10 protein-coding genes are annotated in these 18,872 nt (G+C 36.9%); 7 read left to right on the top strand and 3 right to left on the bottom strand.

The window, feature by feature from the left end:
• Positions 1-8 precede the first annotated feature (8 nt).
• From AsAng_RS04175 to AsAng_RS04155, 5 genes are all read left to right on the top strand, one after another.
• Positions 9-1,508: a SusD/RagB family nutrient-binding outer membrane lipoprotein gene (locus tag AsAng_RS04175; protein ID WP_264791531.1), complete on the top strand. Its 1,500-nt coding sequence runs from the start codon at positions 9-11 to the stop codon at positions 1,506-1,508.
• A gap of 280 nt (positions 1,509-1,788) precedes the next feature.
• Entirely contained in the window at positions 1,789-3,978 is a 2,190-nt protein-coding gene (locus tag AsAng_RS04170; protein WP_264791530.1) for a S9 family peptidase, read from the top strand.
• 241 nt (positions 3,979-4,219) lie between these two features.
• Positions 4,220-6,493, top strand: a complete 2,274-nt coding sequence (locus AsAng_RS04165) for a glycoside hydrolase family 20 protein (protein WP_264791529.1) — start codon at positions 4,220-4,222, stop codon at positions 6,491-6,493.
• Positions 6,494-6,507: 14 nt separating this feature from the next.
• Positions 6,508-7,224, top strand: coding sequence for a copper homeostasis protein CutC (locus AsAng_RS04160; RefSeq protein WP_264791528.1), 717 nt, complete (start codon positions 6,508-6,510; stop codon positions 7,222-7,224).
• A 19-nt stretch (positions 7,225-7,243) separates the two neighbouring features.
• The gene (locus AsAng_RS04155; RefSeq protein WP_264791527.1) at positions 7,244-9,796 is read left to right on the top strand and encodes a beta-mannosidase; all 2,553 of its coding nucleotides are present in this window, start codon (positions 7,244-7,246) and stop codon (positions 9,794-9,796) included.
• 43 nt (positions 9,797-9,839) lie between these two features.
• On the opposite strand, the gene AsAng_RS04150 is transcribed toward AsAng_RS04155, so the two are convergent.
• Positions 9,840-10,439 (bottom strand): T9SS type A sorting domain-containing protein, encoded by a 600-nt coding sequence (locus AsAng_RS04150; RefSeq protein WP_264791526.1) that lies wholly within the window; start codon positions 10,437-10,439, stop codon positions 9,840-9,842.
• Positions 10,440-10,544: 105 nt separating this feature from the next.
• A complete protein-coding gene (locus tag AsAng_RS04145) occupies positions 10,545-12,818 on the bottom strand; it encodes a S8 family peptidase (RefSeq protein ID WP_264791525.1) in 2,274 nt (757 codons plus the stop codon).
• Positions 12,819-13,178: 360 nt separating this feature from the next.
• Between AsAng_RS04145 and AsAng_RS04140 the strand changes: the two genes are divergently transcribed.
• Together AsAng_RS04140 and AsAng_RS04135 are read left to right on the top strand one after the other, a co-directional pair.
• Complete coding sequence (locus AsAng_RS04140; RefSeq protein WP_264791524.1) at positions 13,179-14,522, top strand: (Fe-S)-binding protein; 1,344 nt, start codon at positions 13,179-13,181, stop codon at positions 14,520-14,522.
• Positions 14,523-14,751: 229 nt separating this feature from the next.
• Positions 14,752-15,939, top strand: a complete 1,188-nt coding sequence (locus tag AsAng_RS04135) for a thioredoxin family protein (protein WP_264791523.1) — start codon at positions 14,752-14,754, stop codon at positions 15,937-15,939.
• A gap of 69 nt (positions 15,940-16,008) precedes the next feature.
• Here the strand turns inward: AsAng_RS04135 and AsAng_RS04130 are convergent, their stop codons facing one another.
• Positions 16,009-18,825: a CHAT domain-containing protein gene (locus AsAng_RS04130; RefSeq protein WP_264791522.1), complete on the bottom strand. Its 2,817-nt coding sequence runs from the start codon at positions 18,823-18,825 to the stop codon at positions 16,009-16,011.
• Between the last annotated feature and the right edge of the window lie 47 nt (positions 18,826-18,872).

Genomic DNA, 18,872 nt, shown 5'->3' with positions numbered 1-18,872 from the left:
GAATTCTTATGAAAATTCAATTTAATAAATATATCAAATATGGACTGTTTAGTGTTTGTATGGCTGCTAGCTTATCGGCTTGTAAAAAGCACTATGAACAATTAAATACAGATCCTAATGAACCAAGTAGCACTTCTACTTCATTTCTGTTGAGCAATGCACAGAAATATATGATGGATTTTACTTGGGATGAGTGGTTCAATAGCCGCAGAGGGAATCAATTGGCTCAATATTGGGCATCGAACCAATATAGCAATGAATCTAGATATGCATTTAGAGTAGGGGTTACCAATAATTATTGGTCTTATTTTTATTCTCGCCCATTACAAGATTTGCAAGAAATTATTCGTCTGAATGAGACTGCGCCTAATGATTATATTGGTTTTGGTAAAACTGAAAACCAAATTGCTGTTGCCAAGGTGTTACAAGCTTGGTTATACCAAAACATGACCGACTGTTGGGGACCAATTCCATTTTCTCAAGCACTACAAGGTGCGGAGTATCCTTTTCCTAAATACGATTCTCAAAAAGAGGTCTATACTGGTTTATTAGCGAAGTTGGATGAAGCTATTAATGCTTTTGACGTGAGTGACAATTCTTTAAAAGGAGATGTTATTTATGATGGTGATGTAGTCAAATGGAAAAAATTGGCGAACTCACTAAAAATGCGTGTTGCACTTCGTATGGCAGATGTAGAACCTACTACAGCGGCTACAGCTGTATCAGAAGCAATTGCCAGTGGTGTATTTGAATCTAATGCAGACAACGCCTTATTTTCTTATGTAGCAGGTGCTCCAAACAACAATCCTCAATCGGAAGATTACAAAACTCGTAACGACTTTGCAGCTTCCAGTACTATGGTTGATGAGTTACAGCGTTTAAATGATCCAAGAGTTGGCTTTTATTATGCTCCTGCTGTTAATTCAGGTAACTATGTTGGAGAAGTTTATGGTCTTTCTGAAGCAAATGCTGCCTTAACTGCTAATGATGATATTTCTCAAAGAAACGCACAAGTATTGGCTGAAAGCGCTCCTGGTATCTATTTGGATTATGCACAGGTAGAGTTTATGTTGGCAGAAGCTGCTGAACGTGGTATTTCTGGTGCTGGTGATGCTGCTACCCATTATAACAATGGTATCACGGCTTCTATGCAATTCTGGGATGCACAAGCTACGCTTTCTCTAACAGATATTAACAACTATATTGCACAAGCTACCGTAGATTATAATACCTTAAGAGGTTCTGAATCTTGGAAGAAAATCATTGGTCGTCAAAAATGGATTGCTTTGTATATGCAAGGAATTCAAGGTTGGGCAGAGTATAGAAGATTAGATTTCGGTATTCTTCAAGCTCCTGCTGATGGTACCTTGGAAGGCACAAGCATTCCTCATCGTATGATATATCCTAATGATGAACAAACCTTAAATGGCGATAAATACGCAGAAGGTGTTTCTCTTTTAGGAGGTACAGATAACTTAGATACCAAACTATGGTGGGACGTTAATTAATCAACAACCTGCTTTTTGATATTAAAAAACTGCAAGTCATGTGACTTGCAGTTTTTTTTTGTTAAGACTTTACAGAAAGGCTTACTAAAATGATTACAAACCAACAGTTGCTTTTGTCAAAATAATGTGAAGATTATCTAAAAGTTAATATAAAACTATATATCATTTATTTTAATCACTAAATTTAGAATCATACATTGACCGCAAAAATTAAAAACCTATTCCTTAGCGTTCAATCTTTCAAAAAGAGTACATTTGTACTCTACAGAACACAATCATTATGTTTCGTACAATACCTTATTATTTTGTTATCCTAATTTTTAGCTTAACGCTAAATGCCTGTAATCAAATGTCAAAAGAAAAAGAAATAGAAACTACCGTACAAGATGCTGTAGTTAAAGCGCCAATCGCTGAAAAAAAAGATTCTGTTATCGTTACACATGGTCATACTAGAGTAGATCCTTACTTCTGGATGCGTCTAACTGATGAACAAAAAAATGCAAAAAATCCTGATGCCCAAACTCAAAAAGTGCTGGATTATCTAAATGCAGAAAATGCTTATTTGACTTCCAAAATGCAGCATACAGAGGCCTTCCAAGAAAAGCTATACACCGAAATCGTCGATCGAATCAAAAAAGACGATACCTCTGTCCCCTATTTCAAAAATGGTTATTGGTATTATACCAAGTATGAAAAAGGGCAAGAATATGCTATTCATTGCCGAAAAAAAGGAAATTTAGAGGCTAAAGAAGAAATTATGCTCAATGTCAATGAACTGGCAGAGGGACATAGTTATTATGCTGCTACGGGTCTGAGAGTTAGCCCCGACAATAAAATACTAGCTTTTAGTGAAGATGTGGTTAGTCGCCGTATTTATACCGTTCGTTTTAAAAATTTGGAAACGGGAGAATTTTTGCCCGAACGCATTCAAAATACAGACGGCAGTGGTGCTTGGGCTAATGACAACAAAACTTATTTTTATACAACTAAAAATGAGGTGTCGCTCTTATCTGAAAAAATCTTGCGTCACCGCCTTGGAGATGATGTAGCCAACGATTTTATCGTTTATTTTGAACGGGACCCTTCCTTTTATATAGGCGTGTATCGATCCAAATCTGGTAAATACATTATTATTTACAATAAGAGTACTATTTCTAGTGATTTTCATATCCTAAATGCCGATCGTCCAGAAGATGCTTTTGAGCAGTTTGCGACTAGAGAACCGCATCATGAGTACAACATAGATCATTTTGAAGATAAATTTTATGTTGTGACCAATTGGAAGGCTCAAAACTTCCGCCTAATGGAAACTCCTGCCAATGCAACAAGCAGAGAAAATTGGAAAGAAATTATTCCGCATCGCAAAGATGTTCTATTAGAGGACATAGAGGTGTTCAAAAACTATTTGGTGGTTAGTGAACGTGGTAATGCGACGACCTCTATCAATATCATTGACCAAAAAACACAACAACAACACAGCATAGATTTTGGAGAAGATGCTTACGTGGCTTACGTTGGTAATAATCCTGAATTTGATACCGAAAAACTACGCTTTGGCTATTCTTCCTTAACGACCCCTAGTTCCGTTTATGATTATAATATGGGGACTAAAGACAAAGAACTCAAAAAGCAAACCGAGGTTGTTGGAGGGCACGATCCCAACCAATACGTAACTCAACGTTTATTTGCCAATGCCAGAGATGGTAAAAAAATTCCTATTTCTATTGTTTACAAAAAAGGAATGAAACTCGATGGCAAAAACCCGCTTTTACTTTATGCTTATGGTTCTTATGGCTCTTCAATGGACCCATGGTTTAGTTCAACTAGATTGAGCTTATTGGACAGAGGTTTTGCTTGGGCAATTGCGCATATTCGTGGTGGTGAAGAAATGGGACGAGAATGGTATGAAGATGGGAAAATGTTCAATAAAATAAACACCTTTAACGACTACATTGATTGTGCTAAGTATTTGATCGATGAAAAATATACCGCTAATGATCACTTATATGCTATGGGAGGCAGTGCTGGTGGTTTATTGATGGGTGCAGTGGTCAACATGGCACCAGAGCTTTTTAATGGAGTGATTGCTGCTGTTCCATTTGTAGACGTTGTTTCTACTATGTTGGACGAAACCATTCCGTTAACGACCAATGAATTTGATGAATGGGGCAATCCTAAAAACAAGGATTCTTATGACTATATGCTATCTTATTCGCCTTATGATCAAGTAAAAGCTCAAAATTATCCCAATATGTTAATCACAACAGGGTTGTTTGATTCTCAAGTTCAGTATTGGGAGCCTGCCAAATGGATTGCAAAATTAAGAGATCAAAAAACAGATCAGAATCTATTAATGATGCACACCAATATGGAAGCTGGGCATGGTGGTGCTTCGGGGCGTTTTAAGCGTTTTAAAGAAACCGCTTTAGAATATGCCTTTTTATTGGACCTAGAAGGCATCAATCAATAGAATATCGAATAGAGGTTGTTGCTGCTATCAACTGGTAAATTTTGAAAATTTGAAAATAGAGTTACATCAACTCATTTTCAAATTTTCAATTTTACAAACACAAGCTACTAGAATTTTCAACAACAAAAAAATCATACTTACATGATTTATAAATATTTAATCCCATTTTACAAGGCGAAATGATTATTCTTTGTATTTTGCGCGCCAACAAACTAATGGTCGGTACAAAATTAACTTAATAATGCCTTATATCGTATATGCTCTCTGCTTGCTCCTATTAGCAAGTTGCATTAATCAACCAGAACAAAGCACTGAAGAAGCCTTATTAACTCGTAAAGAAATTTCAGTGGTTCCCCTTCCTCAAAAAATAACAAAGACCTCCTCTACTTTTGTACTCAATAAAGAAACCGTCCTCGTTGCAGATGCTGCCTATGAACAAGAAGCACAGTATTTAAAAAACTTGCTGAATGCCTCACTTTTTTTTGAGCTAAAAACAGCTCCAACAATGCCCACTGGTTCCACTAATTACATTCAAATTGGGACGCTTAAATCAACAGAAACAACCACTGCGGAAAGCTACTATATGAATATTGACAGTAATGGAATTAGCATTAATAGTGCAGATGCAGCAGGTATATTTAGAGGTATTCAAACCTTACGTCAATTGTTTCATCCTAATTTTCACCAAAAAGAAAAACGTTCTGCTTGGGGGCTTCCTACCCTAACCATTAACGACAGTCCAGCCTTTAAATGGCGAGGTATGTTACTTGATTGTTGCCGCCATTTTTTTAGCAAAGAAGTAATTAAAAAATACATTGACCTCTTGGCTTTTTATAAAATGAACACCTTACACTGGCATCTAACAGAAGATCAAGGTTGGCGTATAGCAATCGATAAATATCCTAAATTGGCAGAAATTAGCGCTTGGAGAACAGGAAAAGATGGAAAACCTTATGGAGGTTTTTACAGTAAGGAAGACATCAAAGAGCTGGTTGCTTATGCACAAGAACGCCATATTACAATTGTTCCTGAAATTGAGCTACCAGGTCATTCTCAGGCAGCCATTGCTGCTTACCCTCATTTGTCTTGCACAGGCAAACAACTGGAAGTAGGAACCAAATGGGGAGTGTTCAAAGATGTTTATTGCGCTGGAAATGATAGCACCTTTCAATTTTTGGAAGATGTATTAACAGAAGTTATTGAGCTATTTCCAAGCCAATACATCCATATTGGAGGGGATGAATGCCCCAAATACAGATGGGAACATTGTGCAAAATGCCAAAAGAGAATCAAAGAGGAGCAGCTAAAAGATGAACACGAATTGCAAAGTTATTTTATCAAGCGAATCGCTAAATTTCTGGCTCGTCATAATAAAAAGCTTATTGGTTGGGATGAAATTTTAGAAGGAGGGTTAGCCGAAAATGCAACTGTTCAATCTTGGCGAGGGATGGGAGGTGCTTTAGACGCTGCCAATCAAAACCAATATGCAATCAGTTCACCAACCAGTCATGCTTATTTTGACTATAAACTCAATGCCATTGATTTAGAAAAAGTCTATTCATTTAACCCAATCCCTAAAGCACTTCCCACAGAAAAACATTCCTTTATTTTGGGAGGAGAATGCAATATGTGGACTGAACGAGTTCCCAATGAACAGGTCTTAGATCAAAAGGTTTTCCCTAGATTATTGGCAATGGCAGAAGTGCTTTGGTCTGCTCCTGTGGAACGTGATTACCCTGCATTTTATCAACGAGTACAAGGACAATATCCTAGCTTAGATGCTTTTGATGTGCACTACGGTGCCGAAACTGTTCCTATTCGTTTAGAGACATTTACCTCAACCCAAAGCATCAATATTAAGTTGACCAAAGGAGCTGAAGATCTGACTTTATATTATACAACAGATGGCTCAACTCCTTCTACCAACGCTCAAAAATACGATGGAGCCATAGCCCTTAAGGAAAATACCATCTTAACGGTTCAGGCCTTTAAAAAAGAAAAACCTTATGGTGAAGCGCTATCTCGAACATTTAATAAACATTTGGCAAATGGACTAGAGCCTATATTGAGTTATAATTATAGCTCTTATTATACAGGTGGCGGTATCGCAGCAGTAACGAATGGCGCTCGTGGAAGTGGTAATTTTAGAGATGGAAATTGGCAAGCGGTTCAGAAGGTACCAATGGAAATAACAATTGATTTACAAAAAACGCAGCCTTTATCGAAACTAGCGGTTTCCTTTTTTCAAAAACAAGACTCATGGATTTTCTTACCCGTTGAAGTTGATTTTTTTACTTCTGATGATGGCAAAAGATTTTCACTCGTTGGTAGCATCAAAAACACTACTTCTCCTCAAAAAGAGGGGGAGTTTATAGAGTCCTTTGAGCTTCCATTAAAAGATCAGTCGGCAAGATATGTTCGGCTAAAAGCCCACAATATTGCGCATTGCCCTGATTGGCATGCAGCCGCTGGAGCGGAGGCTTGGCTGTTTATTGATGAATTCATTGTAGAATAAAGAAATTTGTGCACATGATTGAAATTTGCTTAGATAGTCCTAGTGCAGCCCTCCTAGCTCAACATTATGGTGCTCAACGAGTAGAACTCTGCGCCAATTTATTGGAGGGCGGAACTAGCCCCAGTGCAGGTTGTATTGCAGCAACAAGAAAAGCGATAGATATTGATCTTTTTGTTATTATTCGACCTAGAGGGGGGGATTTTTATTATAATGCTTATGAAATAGAGCAAATGAAACACAACATCAAATTATGCCAGTCTTTGGGGGTAGACGGTGTTGTGATTGGAGCCCTAAATATAGATGGTAGCATCGATCTTAAAACAACTCAATCGCTTGTTGAATTAGCTCGTCCTATGCGTATTACCTTTCATCGTGCTTTTGATCGATGCAGCAATCCTTTTCAAGCCTTAGAACAATTGATTGATTTAGGTGTGGATAGAATATTAACTTCTGGACAAAAGAAAACAGCGATTGAAGGACAAGACTTGATCCAAGGGTTAATCCAAAAAGCCAATGGGCGGATTGTTATTATGCCAGGTGCTGGAGTCAATCCGCAGAATATCCTAGCCCTAAAAACAATCGGAGCGACTGAATTTCATTTTACAGCGCATCAAACAATTGAGCAGATAGAAGGGTTTAAACACCCCCACTTTCCAAGCACAGAATATCAAAAAAAAGTTTTTGATGTAGAAAAACTCAAATCTTGCCTAAATATTATTAACGGAAATTAATTCTCTTAAGTAACTAAGCATGTCTCAAAATTATCCATATAGCCTTTTTTTTCTCTTGCTTATTTTTTCGGCTTGTTCTAAAGAAATCCAACCAATTGAAACCATTTCTTTGAATGGAGATTGGCAATTTAAACAAGTTGGTAAAGAAGGCTGGATAAAAGCTAAGGTACCTGGCGTTGTACAACTGGATTTGCTAAGAGCGGGCTTAATTAAAGATCCATTTTATGGCCGTAATGAAAAAGAAATCGGTTGGATTGAATTAGAGAATTGGGAATATCAACGAACATTTGAGCTTAGCGCAAGCTTACTAGAACAAGACGTAATTGATTTAGTCTTTGACGGCTTAGATACTTATGCCGATGTCTATATTAACGGTCAAAGCATATTACAAGCTGATAATATGTTTTGCACTTGGCGAGTTAATTGCAAACCCTATCTTAAAGTAGGGGAAAATAGCATCCAAGTACGATTTAAATCTCCTATTAAAGAAAAAGAAGCGGCTTACCATCAATTGGGCTATCAATTGCCTGCTGGGAATGATGCAGGTGCTATCAAAGTAAGTCCTTTTGTTCGAAAAGCCCCTTATCATTTTGGTTGGGATTGGGGGCCAAGAATGGTGACAATGGGAATATGGCGTCCCGTTCGCATAGAGGCTTATCGTTTTGCTAAGGTGCATGATGTTTATTTTGAACAAGTAAATATCTCCCCAGAACAGGCGCATATTAATACGCAAATTGAAATTGAGTATTTGGAGACAGCAGAAGAAACCTTAGAGCTTCTGATTAAACAAGAAGGAAAGTTGCTTAAAAAGGCTCCGATCAAAGTCACTCCAGGAACTAAAACTTATCAATTGGACTTCACCTTACAAAAACCTAAACTTTGGTGGTCTAATGGTTTGGGCGAACCTCATTTAAATCAGTTTACTGTAGAATTAAAAAGGGGAACTCAAATATTGCACACAGAAACTCAAAAAATTGGCTTAAGAAAGATTGAGCTCATACAAGAAGCGGATTCTATTGGAACAAGCTATTATTTTAGGCTAAATGGACAAGCTGTTTTTATGAAGGGAGCGAATTATATTCCTCAGGATAACTTGTTGCCCCGTGTCACTCACAAACAGTATGATAACCTCATTCAAAACGCAGTAGATGCCAATATGAATATGTTGCGTGTTTGGGGGGGAGGAATCTACGAAGAAGATTATTTTTATGACCGCTGTGATGAAAAAGGCATCTTGGTTTGGCAAGATTTTATGTTTGCTTGCGGTATGTATCCTAGCGATACTTCATTCTTAAAAAACGTACAAAAAGAGATACAACAAAATGTCCGCCGTCTTAGAAATCATGCCTGTATTGCGCTTTGGTGTGGCAATAATGAGATGGAAGTTGCTTGGAACAATTGGGGCTGGCAAAAACAATTTGGCTACTCTCCCATCGATTCCACCACGATAATAACAGGTTATCAAACCATTTTTAAGCAATTAATCCCCGAAACATTAAAAAAATTGAGTCCACATCGCCCCTATGTTTCTAGTTCTCCTCTAAGCAATTGGGGAAAAGCTGAAAATTTCAACCACAAAAGTATGCATTATTGGGGGGTGTGGCATGGTAGGGAGCCTTTTGAAAATTACCCCACTAATGTGGGGCGTTTCATGAGCGAATATGGTTTTCAATCTTTTCCTGGCATGAAAACAATTGAAGCTTTTGCTGATTCTAGCCAATGGAACCTAGACTCAGAAGTGATGCAACATCATCAAAAAAGCTATATCGGCAATGGCATGATTCAAAAACATTTAGAAAGCTACTATCCTAAAGCGACTTCTTTTGAAAATTTTGTTTATCTAAGTCAATTGACTCAAGCCTATGGGCTGACCTTAGCAATAGAAAGCCACCGACAAAGTAAAGGGCACTGCATGGGAAGTCTGTATTGGCAAATCAACGATTGTTGGCCTGGACCATCTTGGTCTAGTGTTGATTATTTTGGGCGTTGGAAAGCGCTACATTACAACATTCGTAGTTTGTACCAAGAAGTTTTGTTAAGTGCCAAAAAACTGGACAAAAATCGATTACAGCTAGATTTGGTCTCTGATCGAAAAGATCCCGTTGTGGGCAATTTGCAGCTAGAAGTGCTCAATTTTGATGGAAAAGTCATCAACACTAGACAAGAAAATAAGGTTAAATTAGTTCCTGGTCAAGCAGGTTTATCCTTTGAATATAATATTTCAACGTTATTAAAACAACAGCCCAATAATGCCGTTGTACTCCGCCTAAATTTTAAGGGCAGCGATTTTAATTATCAGCGCTTGTATTATCTGGAAATTCCCAAAAAATTACACTTAAAAAAGCACACACTAAACAGCCAACTCATAGCCACTCAAGCTGGTTATCAGTTAACCTTAAAAGCCAATACATTGGTCAAGAATTTATTGGTAAGCGTAAATGCCGCAGGCAATTGGAGTGATAATTATTTCGATTTAATGCCCAATGAAGAAAAAACAATTGAATTAAAAACAACCGATAAGTTCCAAGCAAAAGATATCCAGTACTTATCCATTAATGATCTTTTAAATTAGCTTATTTCGTTTGGGCATTTTAATAACGATGAGTAGTAATTTTTTAACTTTTTGTTATTTTTTTTACACCGATTCCTTTTTCATTTTCTAGACGAAAAAAATAAGTTCCTGCGGGCAAAGAGGACATATCGATAACCGTTCTACTACTTTTTACGGTAAGTTGTTGGACTCTTTTCCCTTGCAAATCTAAAATGGTGATGGTGCTCTTAAGTCCCCCCATATCTATCGTAATGGTTACTTCCTTTTGGGCAGGATTGGGATAAACTCCAAAATCTAAACTAGGCTTTAAATTTTTGGGTAAAGAAGTTGCATCAACTTCTTTATTTGCTTTAATAATAGGGCGAATTCCTTTTCCTGTATAATGTTCTATTTCTACGTAGTACAAATCATTTTGTAAGCCTGCAATATCAATAACAGATCGTCTATCTTCGCAAAGTCGCTGTATTTTTATAACCTGCAAGTTATTATCTAATAATTTGGCCACACTATTCTCTAAACAAACCTCCCAATCTATCTCTATTTCTTGTTTTGGAATATTTACAATCACTTTAAAATCTAACTTGGGTTTATTGGTTATCTGAGCAATTGTCATGGTATTTATCAATAGGAATAAGGTAATAGTAGTTCTTAGAGCTCGTATCATATATATTTCTTTAGATTAATGAAGTGTTTTTCGCCAATCAAGGTAATCATTTAGAAAATAAAATACGAATAAATTAGATAAGTAATCCTTTAAATTGTCATTACTTTATTCATTATTTATAACCAATTGCTGATAAATATACTGCCTACGATTGTCGTCCAAAACCATCCAATAAACCCCAGCTCCAAGGTTAGAACCTTCCAATACAATGCTCCCCTTTGACTTAGACAATGCCTTCAAAAAAACAAGTTGTCCCAACGAATTATACAAAGAAAGCTTGGGACGTTCTTCTTGAATAAAATTGGGCAGTTCGTAAAATATTGTTGCTGTTTTAGCAAAAGGATTGGGTTGACAACTTAGAGACAGTTGCCCTTCTACTCTATTCAAATGGGTAAGATTATACAAACAAGCATTGCTATCAGAAACCGTTGCCAAAGAATTATAATTTAATGCCGTAGAATCCATACAGCCATAAATCAAGCAACGCTCCAACAATTTATAGACATCTAGTTTTCCATACCCCCAATGAATATTGGGCAAAGCCATTACCTCTAAGAACACAAAAGAATCTATCCTTGCACTATTCTCTAAAGCCTGCAAAACATCTGCATAATTAGCATAAGGCTTGCACTGAAAATAGAGCGCAACAGCGCCAGCAACCATTGGAGCGGACATCGATGTTCCTCTATTAAGGATGTGCCAACCGTCTTGATCTAGGCGATTATTAGGGCTACTTTTGTAATAATTGAGTGTAGACAAAGGAGAGGCAGACATCACTTGCCCACCAGGAGCAGTTATGTTGGGCTTTTGCAGTCCTGTCCGTGTTGGTCCCAAGCTTGAAAAAGCCGAAATGCCATTTTGAGGAAAACCACTAGTTCCTATGTTTAAGGTGTCTCCCAACCAAGAAACGATATGGGTTCTATTTTGGTAAGAACCAACCGTCACCACCTTATCAGAACAAGTCCAATAGCCGACAATACTTTGAATATTATCTGGGTTTTTGTAATTGGGAATCGAGACATTTTCCAACATATTTGAGGTCTTTAATAAAACAGCATGGCTCCAAATGTCATACTTACCCGTGCCTGTTGTGGTCAGTTGCCACTGTCCCAAATTAGATGCAGAGTGGATATTTATAGCAACCTCATAGGCATCTTCATACTGGTCAACATTAATTTCTAAGGTGACGGGGTTGCCTCCTGCATCTGTAAATAAAACCTGCGAAAGTGTTGCTATAGATCCCGTAAAAGCAAAATCTTGTAAGATATTATAAGTTGCTGTTTGTGCTATTATTTGTTGTGTTTGTGGGTTGATCAGTTGAAAAGAAAAGTCAACAGCAGAAAAATTAGCGGTATCAGCATATAAATCAAAATGCATCTTCTGCTTACTATTATGATACTCAAAACGAGTTTGAGATAAGCTATTGTTTAAATCTACTCCCAAATGGACAGGATAACTACGTGCATTTCCTCCTGCTTGAACCAAAGCCCTTCCCGATTTAGCCATTAACATATTGTCAATCAACTCTGAATACAAATCTTTGCCATCGTGACCACTGGCATAACTTCCCACACTAGAATTAATGACACAAGCTTGTCCCAAAACATCTGCTTTGCTAAATATATAATGAACAGCATCTACAAATTTGGACAAAAATTGGTTGCCTAAGGAGACTTTTACGCAAGCCAAATCCGCATGAGGAGCAATCCCTAAATATTTGCCAGAAGCTCGCCCATTTCCTCCTGCCGTTCCCATAACATGAGACCCATGTTGCCCTGGCACGTGTGTACACTGATGATTATCAATCACAGCTTTATCCCAAGACGATCCATAGCCATAATAGAGTTCAGGATAGCTTGTGCTATTGGTCATTTGATCCCACAGGTAAAGAATCCTAGTGCTACTATCAGGATGCATAAAATCGGGATGTTTCCATTCAAATCCATCGTCAATTACTCCCAACAATACTCCATCTCCTTTGAAGCCCTGTGGCAAAAGCCCTCCTCCACTATGTGCCTCCCAAACATTGTTATGGGTCAACATAAGGGTATCTTCAGGATAGCTCAACTGTTGGGCAACGGCTTCCCTATATTCCAAACGCTCCACCTTGTTCGCTCCTAATAATTTTTCTATCGTTGCCAAAGAAATATAGGTAGATGCAATATTTTTAACGCCATATTTATAATAGCCTCCGTCTTCCTTCACCAATTGTTCTATCACTGCCAGATCGCCTTTTACCAAAACGGGCAAAAAAACAGTAGAATACTCAATTGTTGTATGCTTTTTTAATGCTAAATGCAAATCAATGTTCAACTTAGACGACTGTTGAGCAACAAGTTGAATCGATAAACCCAAAAATAAAAGTAAAATGTATTTCATAAGATACTTATATTAGTAATAGAAAAGGGATTGCTTATAAAAGGTAAATACCCCTTGTGACAAGTAATTGCTAATTGTCTAGTAATCCTATGCACAAAGTGATCTTTAAATATTGGGATTATCTCCAAAGAGGCTGGGGGCTAAATCTAACTCTTAATTTAGAACCTTTTTATATTGGAATTTAAAACAGCAATTAAGTTGGGAGTTTTTAACATTTTTTATAACTTTTCGGGCAATTTAGCCACTTAAGATCTTTGAGTTGTTAAATTTCACCAATCATCAATCAACTATTAGGGTAATTTATGGAATCATCTATCGGATGCTTTTATTGTTACTAAACTTACAAAAATAAATTTGAATATGCAACCAGCCATATTTGCAGTTATTTCATTGATAACATTTGGAGTCGCTTTCCGAAAGTACAAATTTGTCTATAATAACATTATGTTAGGGAAAAAAGACAAAATTGAAGGCGATAGATCTCAACGTCTAAAAAACATGTTAATGATTGCCCTAGGGCAAAAAAAGATGTTTAAGCGTCCTTTGGCTGCCTTTATGCATTTATTTATTTATGTAGCCTTCTTGTTTACACAAATAGAACTTGTTGAGATTTTTGTAGATGGTTTAACGGGTTCTCACCGTTTCTTTAGCCACTCCTTAGGAATTGTTTATACTATTTTAATCAGCTTTATAGAAATCTTATCCTTGGGGGCTTTGATTGCGACCTTTGTCTTTTTGGCTCGTAGAAATCTACTTAAACTTCCTCGCTTTGTAAAACCTGAAATGGATGGATGGCCCAAGTTAGATGGTAATCTAATTCTATTTGCAGAGTTTTTCTTGGTGGTTTTTATTTTTATGATGAACAGTGCTGATATGCATGAAAATCCAGATTTAGGTTTTTTGATTAGCGGTCAGCTTGCGCCATTGTGGGGCGATACCATTTCATCTGACACGCTGCATATTGCAGAGCGTATTGGTTGGTGGGGACATATCTTAGTGGTATTTGCGTTCTTGAACTACCTTCCTTATTCTAAGCACTTGCATATCATGTTGGCATTTCCCAATACCTATTATGCTCGTTTGACGCCTAAGGGAGAAATGAAAAATATGCCTGACATTCAAAAAGAAGTGGCATCTATGTTTGATCCCAATGCTGCATTTGAAGAGCCAGACCCCAATGAACCCATGCCAAAGTTTGGTGTTGCAGATGTCTTTGATATGCAATGGACCGATATTTTGGCCGCTTATACTTGTACAGAGTGTGGTCGTTGTACTTCTGTTTGTCCAGCCAATCTAACAGGCAAAAAATTATCTCCTAGAAAGATTATGATGGATGTTCGGGATCGTGCAGACGAAATTGGTAAAAATATTGCCGCTAACAAAACAGAGCTGATTGCCGATGACAAAAAGGAAAGCACTAGTGTGTTAACTGCGGAGAACTACGATGATAAAAAGAGCTTATTTGACTATATCTCTACCGAAGAATTAAGAGCTTGTACCACTTGTAATGCTTGTATGGAAGCTTGCCCAATTATGATTAGTCCTGTAGATATTATTTTGGACTTACGTAGAAATCAAATTTTGGAGCAATCTGATTCGCCTGAAGAATGGAACAATATGTTTAATACCATTGAAAACAATGGCGCTCCTTGGGCTTTTTCTCCTGACGATAGAGACAAATGGATTGAAGAGGCTAATGCCTAGTCTATCAATCGAATAAATAAAAAAAAGCTGTTTGGGATATTCCTAAACAGCTTTTTTAGCTTTATCCAAATTTAATCTATATATTGTACAATAACATTTTGGGGTCTTGTTTTTGTGCGCCACAATCACTGCAAAAAGAAAACCTACTTGCTTTTCACAAAAAAAATCGTTATATTTAGCCCTTAAATTTACTCATTTGGCTACGCCATCAATTTCACCAACATACCTTATGACACTACAAGAATTCAAAGATGTTGTTCAGCTTAATAAACTTGCTAATTCCTGGGTTGAAGATTACCAAGAAAACAACATTGGAGTTTATAGCTCACAACAAAAAAAGCAACTGAAGGAAATGAAACAACTTCAGGCAAAAACCCAGCAATTAATTGAGAAACAATCTGGTGATTTGGGTGAAACAGGCAAAGATTGGAAAGAATCGTATGAGATCATCCAAGAATTGGCAAAGTCCTCTCCTGCCTTTTTATCTTGTTTTGGAAATACACAAGCGTTATACGATAGTTCTGCTCCAATTTCTAAAGAAACAGCACTATTAGCCATCCAATTAAAAAAGATGACGGCTTCTTGGTATGGGCGTTTTGCAGATGAAGTTCAGGATAATACAGCGATAAGTCTTATGGCTTCCCTCCATGAACAAAGCAAAAAGGTGCTTGCTGCGCCCAAAACAACGGATGGCGATAGCATATCTATTGTCTTTTATGGTTCCAACAACAAACGCTGTCGAAAGATGCGTAAAAATATTGAGTTTATTGGAGATCGCTATGAAGGTTTAATCCAGATAGAACAGCATATGGTCGAAGATGGTGACGCAGAGCGACATAAATTAGGGCTTGACAATCTGCCAACTATTTTCTTTAAACGTGGCAAAGAAACAATCGCTAAACATGAAGGGCTTTTAAGCATTTCGGCGACAGAACAAAAGGTTGGTATCTTATTGGAAGGCGCTAATTTTTCAGATAGCACAAGCTTTAAATCTATCAAAGATATGAAGTCGGTTAATCCCAAAGAACTCTATAGTTTGGGAGAATACCTACTCTTTTATTTCGAGGCTTCTTGGTGTGGTATCTGTAAAAAAACAACGCCTGTTGTTCTAGAACAAGCCAACACTTATAATAAAGTATACTTTGAAAAAATTGAAGTAGATGGAAGTCACAATAAACACAAAAGTTTTGGGGTAACAGAAGTGCCTTCTCTAGTCTTTGTGCACGATGGGAAAGTGATTGGTAAACATATTGGTTATATCAATCCTTCTAGCTTAAAACAATTATTGGAACAATTTGCCGTTTCAAACAAACGCAAGATCGGCATTAGCAATTCTGGCGAATCCTCTGTTATTGACCAAGAAATGCAAAACAAAAAAGACAGCGATAAAAAGAGGAAGGTAAAAGATAAAAAATAGTGTATTAACATCATTAGAGCATTGAAAATTGGAAGAATAAACCAGCATCTTCCATTTTTCAATGCTAATTTACCCTCGTCCTTTTTTCCACTGCCAAAATCCTATCCCAATTAACAACACCATGCAGCAACCTGCATATTTCCATCTATGGTCCAGTGGTCTAATCATTGATGCATCAGGGCTACCCAAAAGAATATGAGCTGCCCAAAAATAAGGATGTGCTGTTCTGGGATCAGCATCTACTTGTAGGTATTTTCTTTGTGCTTCTCTCAATGCTTCTAGCTTAGAAGTACCATGCTCTGCCAAGTACTGATAGAGGTAATTCATTAATACAGCACTACTCCGATCTCTTATCTTCCACAAGGTCATCAATACACTTGAAACACCTGTATACATAAACGATCGAGCTAAACTAAGTGTTCCCTCCCCTGAGGCAAATTGCCCAATTCCAGTTTCACAGGCACTCAAAACAACTAAATCTGCTTCTATCTCTATATTTTGAATTTCAAAAGCATATAAATGTTGATCTCCTCTAAATGCTAAATAAGAATATTCGGGATACCTTCTATTCACATGACCATGAGAAGCGATGTGTAAAATAGATGCATTAGCAGTCTGGCAAAACTGTCCAAAAGTAGCTTGATCTCCTATAAAATTGTTCCCCCCTAATAAATTGGTCGCCTCTTCAATTTCATTAAGCGAATAAGGAAGTGCATTAAAACTATCTTTTGGGGTTACTGTTTCGAAAGGAGCAAACCCAAGAAAGGATTGTTGATAATCCGTTGATTTATGCCTGAGGTTATGCAACAATAAAGCGGCTGAATAACTATACCCAAATCGATAATGATGTACGAGATAATCCAAATCTAAATAGCTCATTCCAGCCTCTTGACTATTCGATTTTAACAATGCTGCCATTGGCAAAAAGCTTAATTGCTCATCCTGAACAATGTATAGTTCTTGAACCTTTTCAGGGATCAATGGTTTTAATAGCTTTTCGTATAAGATTTGAGCATTTATAACATAATATTTAAAAGCATCTTCTTCATTTTGCATTTTCGTTTGAGGGTTCAATAAACTAGCCCAAAACCGACTTAAAAAAACCTCCAAGCTAGTCTTCGTAGCGATATGTTCTAACTTAGCAAATGACGGATGAATCACAAAAGCATAGACTTCTTGATGACTGACAAAATATTCGATCAACACCTCCTTGTTAGATTTCAAAAATTGATCTTGCACCACCTCTACTGTAGGAATAGCTTGTTGTTGATCTTCGTAATAATTGGGATATTCTTTTGCTAAACGCTTTTGAAGTTGCGCTATCCTTGCATCTAAATCAAAAATATACTGTTGAAGCTGCTGTTTTTTTTCCGTTTGTTGCTTACGGTCAGCTTCTAGCCATTTCTTTTTATAAAATGCTAAGTTTAAATACAAATTTTGTTCTTCTTGGATAAGTTCTTTTGGTACACCTCCCATTTTTTTTGCCGTTTTAGTAGCAATATTATCTAACAGTAATTTTGATTTTGTGCGCTCTGCAAAAAAAAGTGCTTGATTTAAGTTTTTTATTGTTTTGTCTTTTTGATAAGCATTAAAAGCAACCTCAAAACCTTCTTCATGCAATGGGGTTGTTGTTTTTGCTAATAATAATTGTGTAGAGGCATTGGGATAACTCTTTTGCATTTGAAAAATCAAGTCAGATGCCAACTGATACGTTTCGATGGACAGCCCGCAATAATCTGCCCCCATTTGGCTTAGGAGCTTTGCTTTGGCATGTAATAATTTAAGTAGATTCCGTGAAGAGCTATTATAATTTTGGAGAGCAGGGTTATTCATTCCTGTATTTTCAAAGCCCTGTACCAAAATCATCATTCCCTTTTGATAGGCCTCCAATGCTTTTTTTTTCTTATTCTCTCCTGCCCAACTTTGCCCTAGTGTCAATTGTATTTTGGCGACATTGGGGTGTTTTTTATCAGGATGTATTTCGAATGCCTCCATTAAGACCTCTCTAGCTTTTGGGTATAGCTTCTTTTTTAAATATAGATAGCCCAAGGTAGTCAGCGTATTTGCTCTTTTATAAGGCGTTTCTTTTTGTAATGCTAACGCTTTTTGAACATAATTCATGGATTTATCCAAGGCATTCAAATCTCGATAGACAATAGAAAAACTGTTGTACAGACTAATCAATTGTTTCTTGGATGGATTAGGATTCTGTTCTAGCTGTGCTTTTGAGCGCTTATAATAAGCTAAAGCCTTCTCATTTTGTTGCTTCCGATTATAACAAACCCCTATATTTAAGTAGGTTAGCCCTAGTAATTTTTTAGCAGATGCTCCCTCCTTTTTATAAATAGCCATTGCTTGCTGATAATATTCTAATGCTTTATCATAAGCAGATTTTTCTCGGTACATATTGGCAAGATTTTCTAAATTCAATGCCAAATTACTCGGTTCTACTCCATTAATCAGATCATAATCTAATGATTTTTGAGCATGTACAATTGCTTGATTAAAATCCCCCAAATAATAATAAGCCACTCCCTGTAAGGAATGTGCATTCGCTAAAATAAGCGAATTTTTTATTTCAAATTTTTGAGCGGTATGAATACATTGGTTGTAGTAATAAACGGCACTATCCCAATTCTCTTGATATAAAAAACAAGAGCCTTGTTTTAATTGGCTCTTGGTCAGACAGTCTATATTTTGACTATTTCTTGCATAATTTGCTGCTTGTTTTAGGCAATAGATGGCGCTATCCAATTGCTCTTGCTCCTCCAATTGATCTGCTTTCTCTAGCCAATATTCTGGCCATTGATCCGCAGATTGACCAATTCCCAAGTGAGGAAATAAGATCAATGAATATAACCAAACCAAGGGTAAAATTCTTTTCATCGTATTTTATTTTCAAACCACCTTTGTTCCTAAAAACATTAATAATC

It is taken from the genome of Aureispira anguillae (assembly GCF_026000115.1).
GTDB lineage: Bacteria > Bacteroidota > Bacteroidia > Chitinophagales > Saprospiraceae > Aureispira > Aureispira anguillae.
This window is presented reverse-complemented; position numbering and strand designations above follow the sequence as displayed.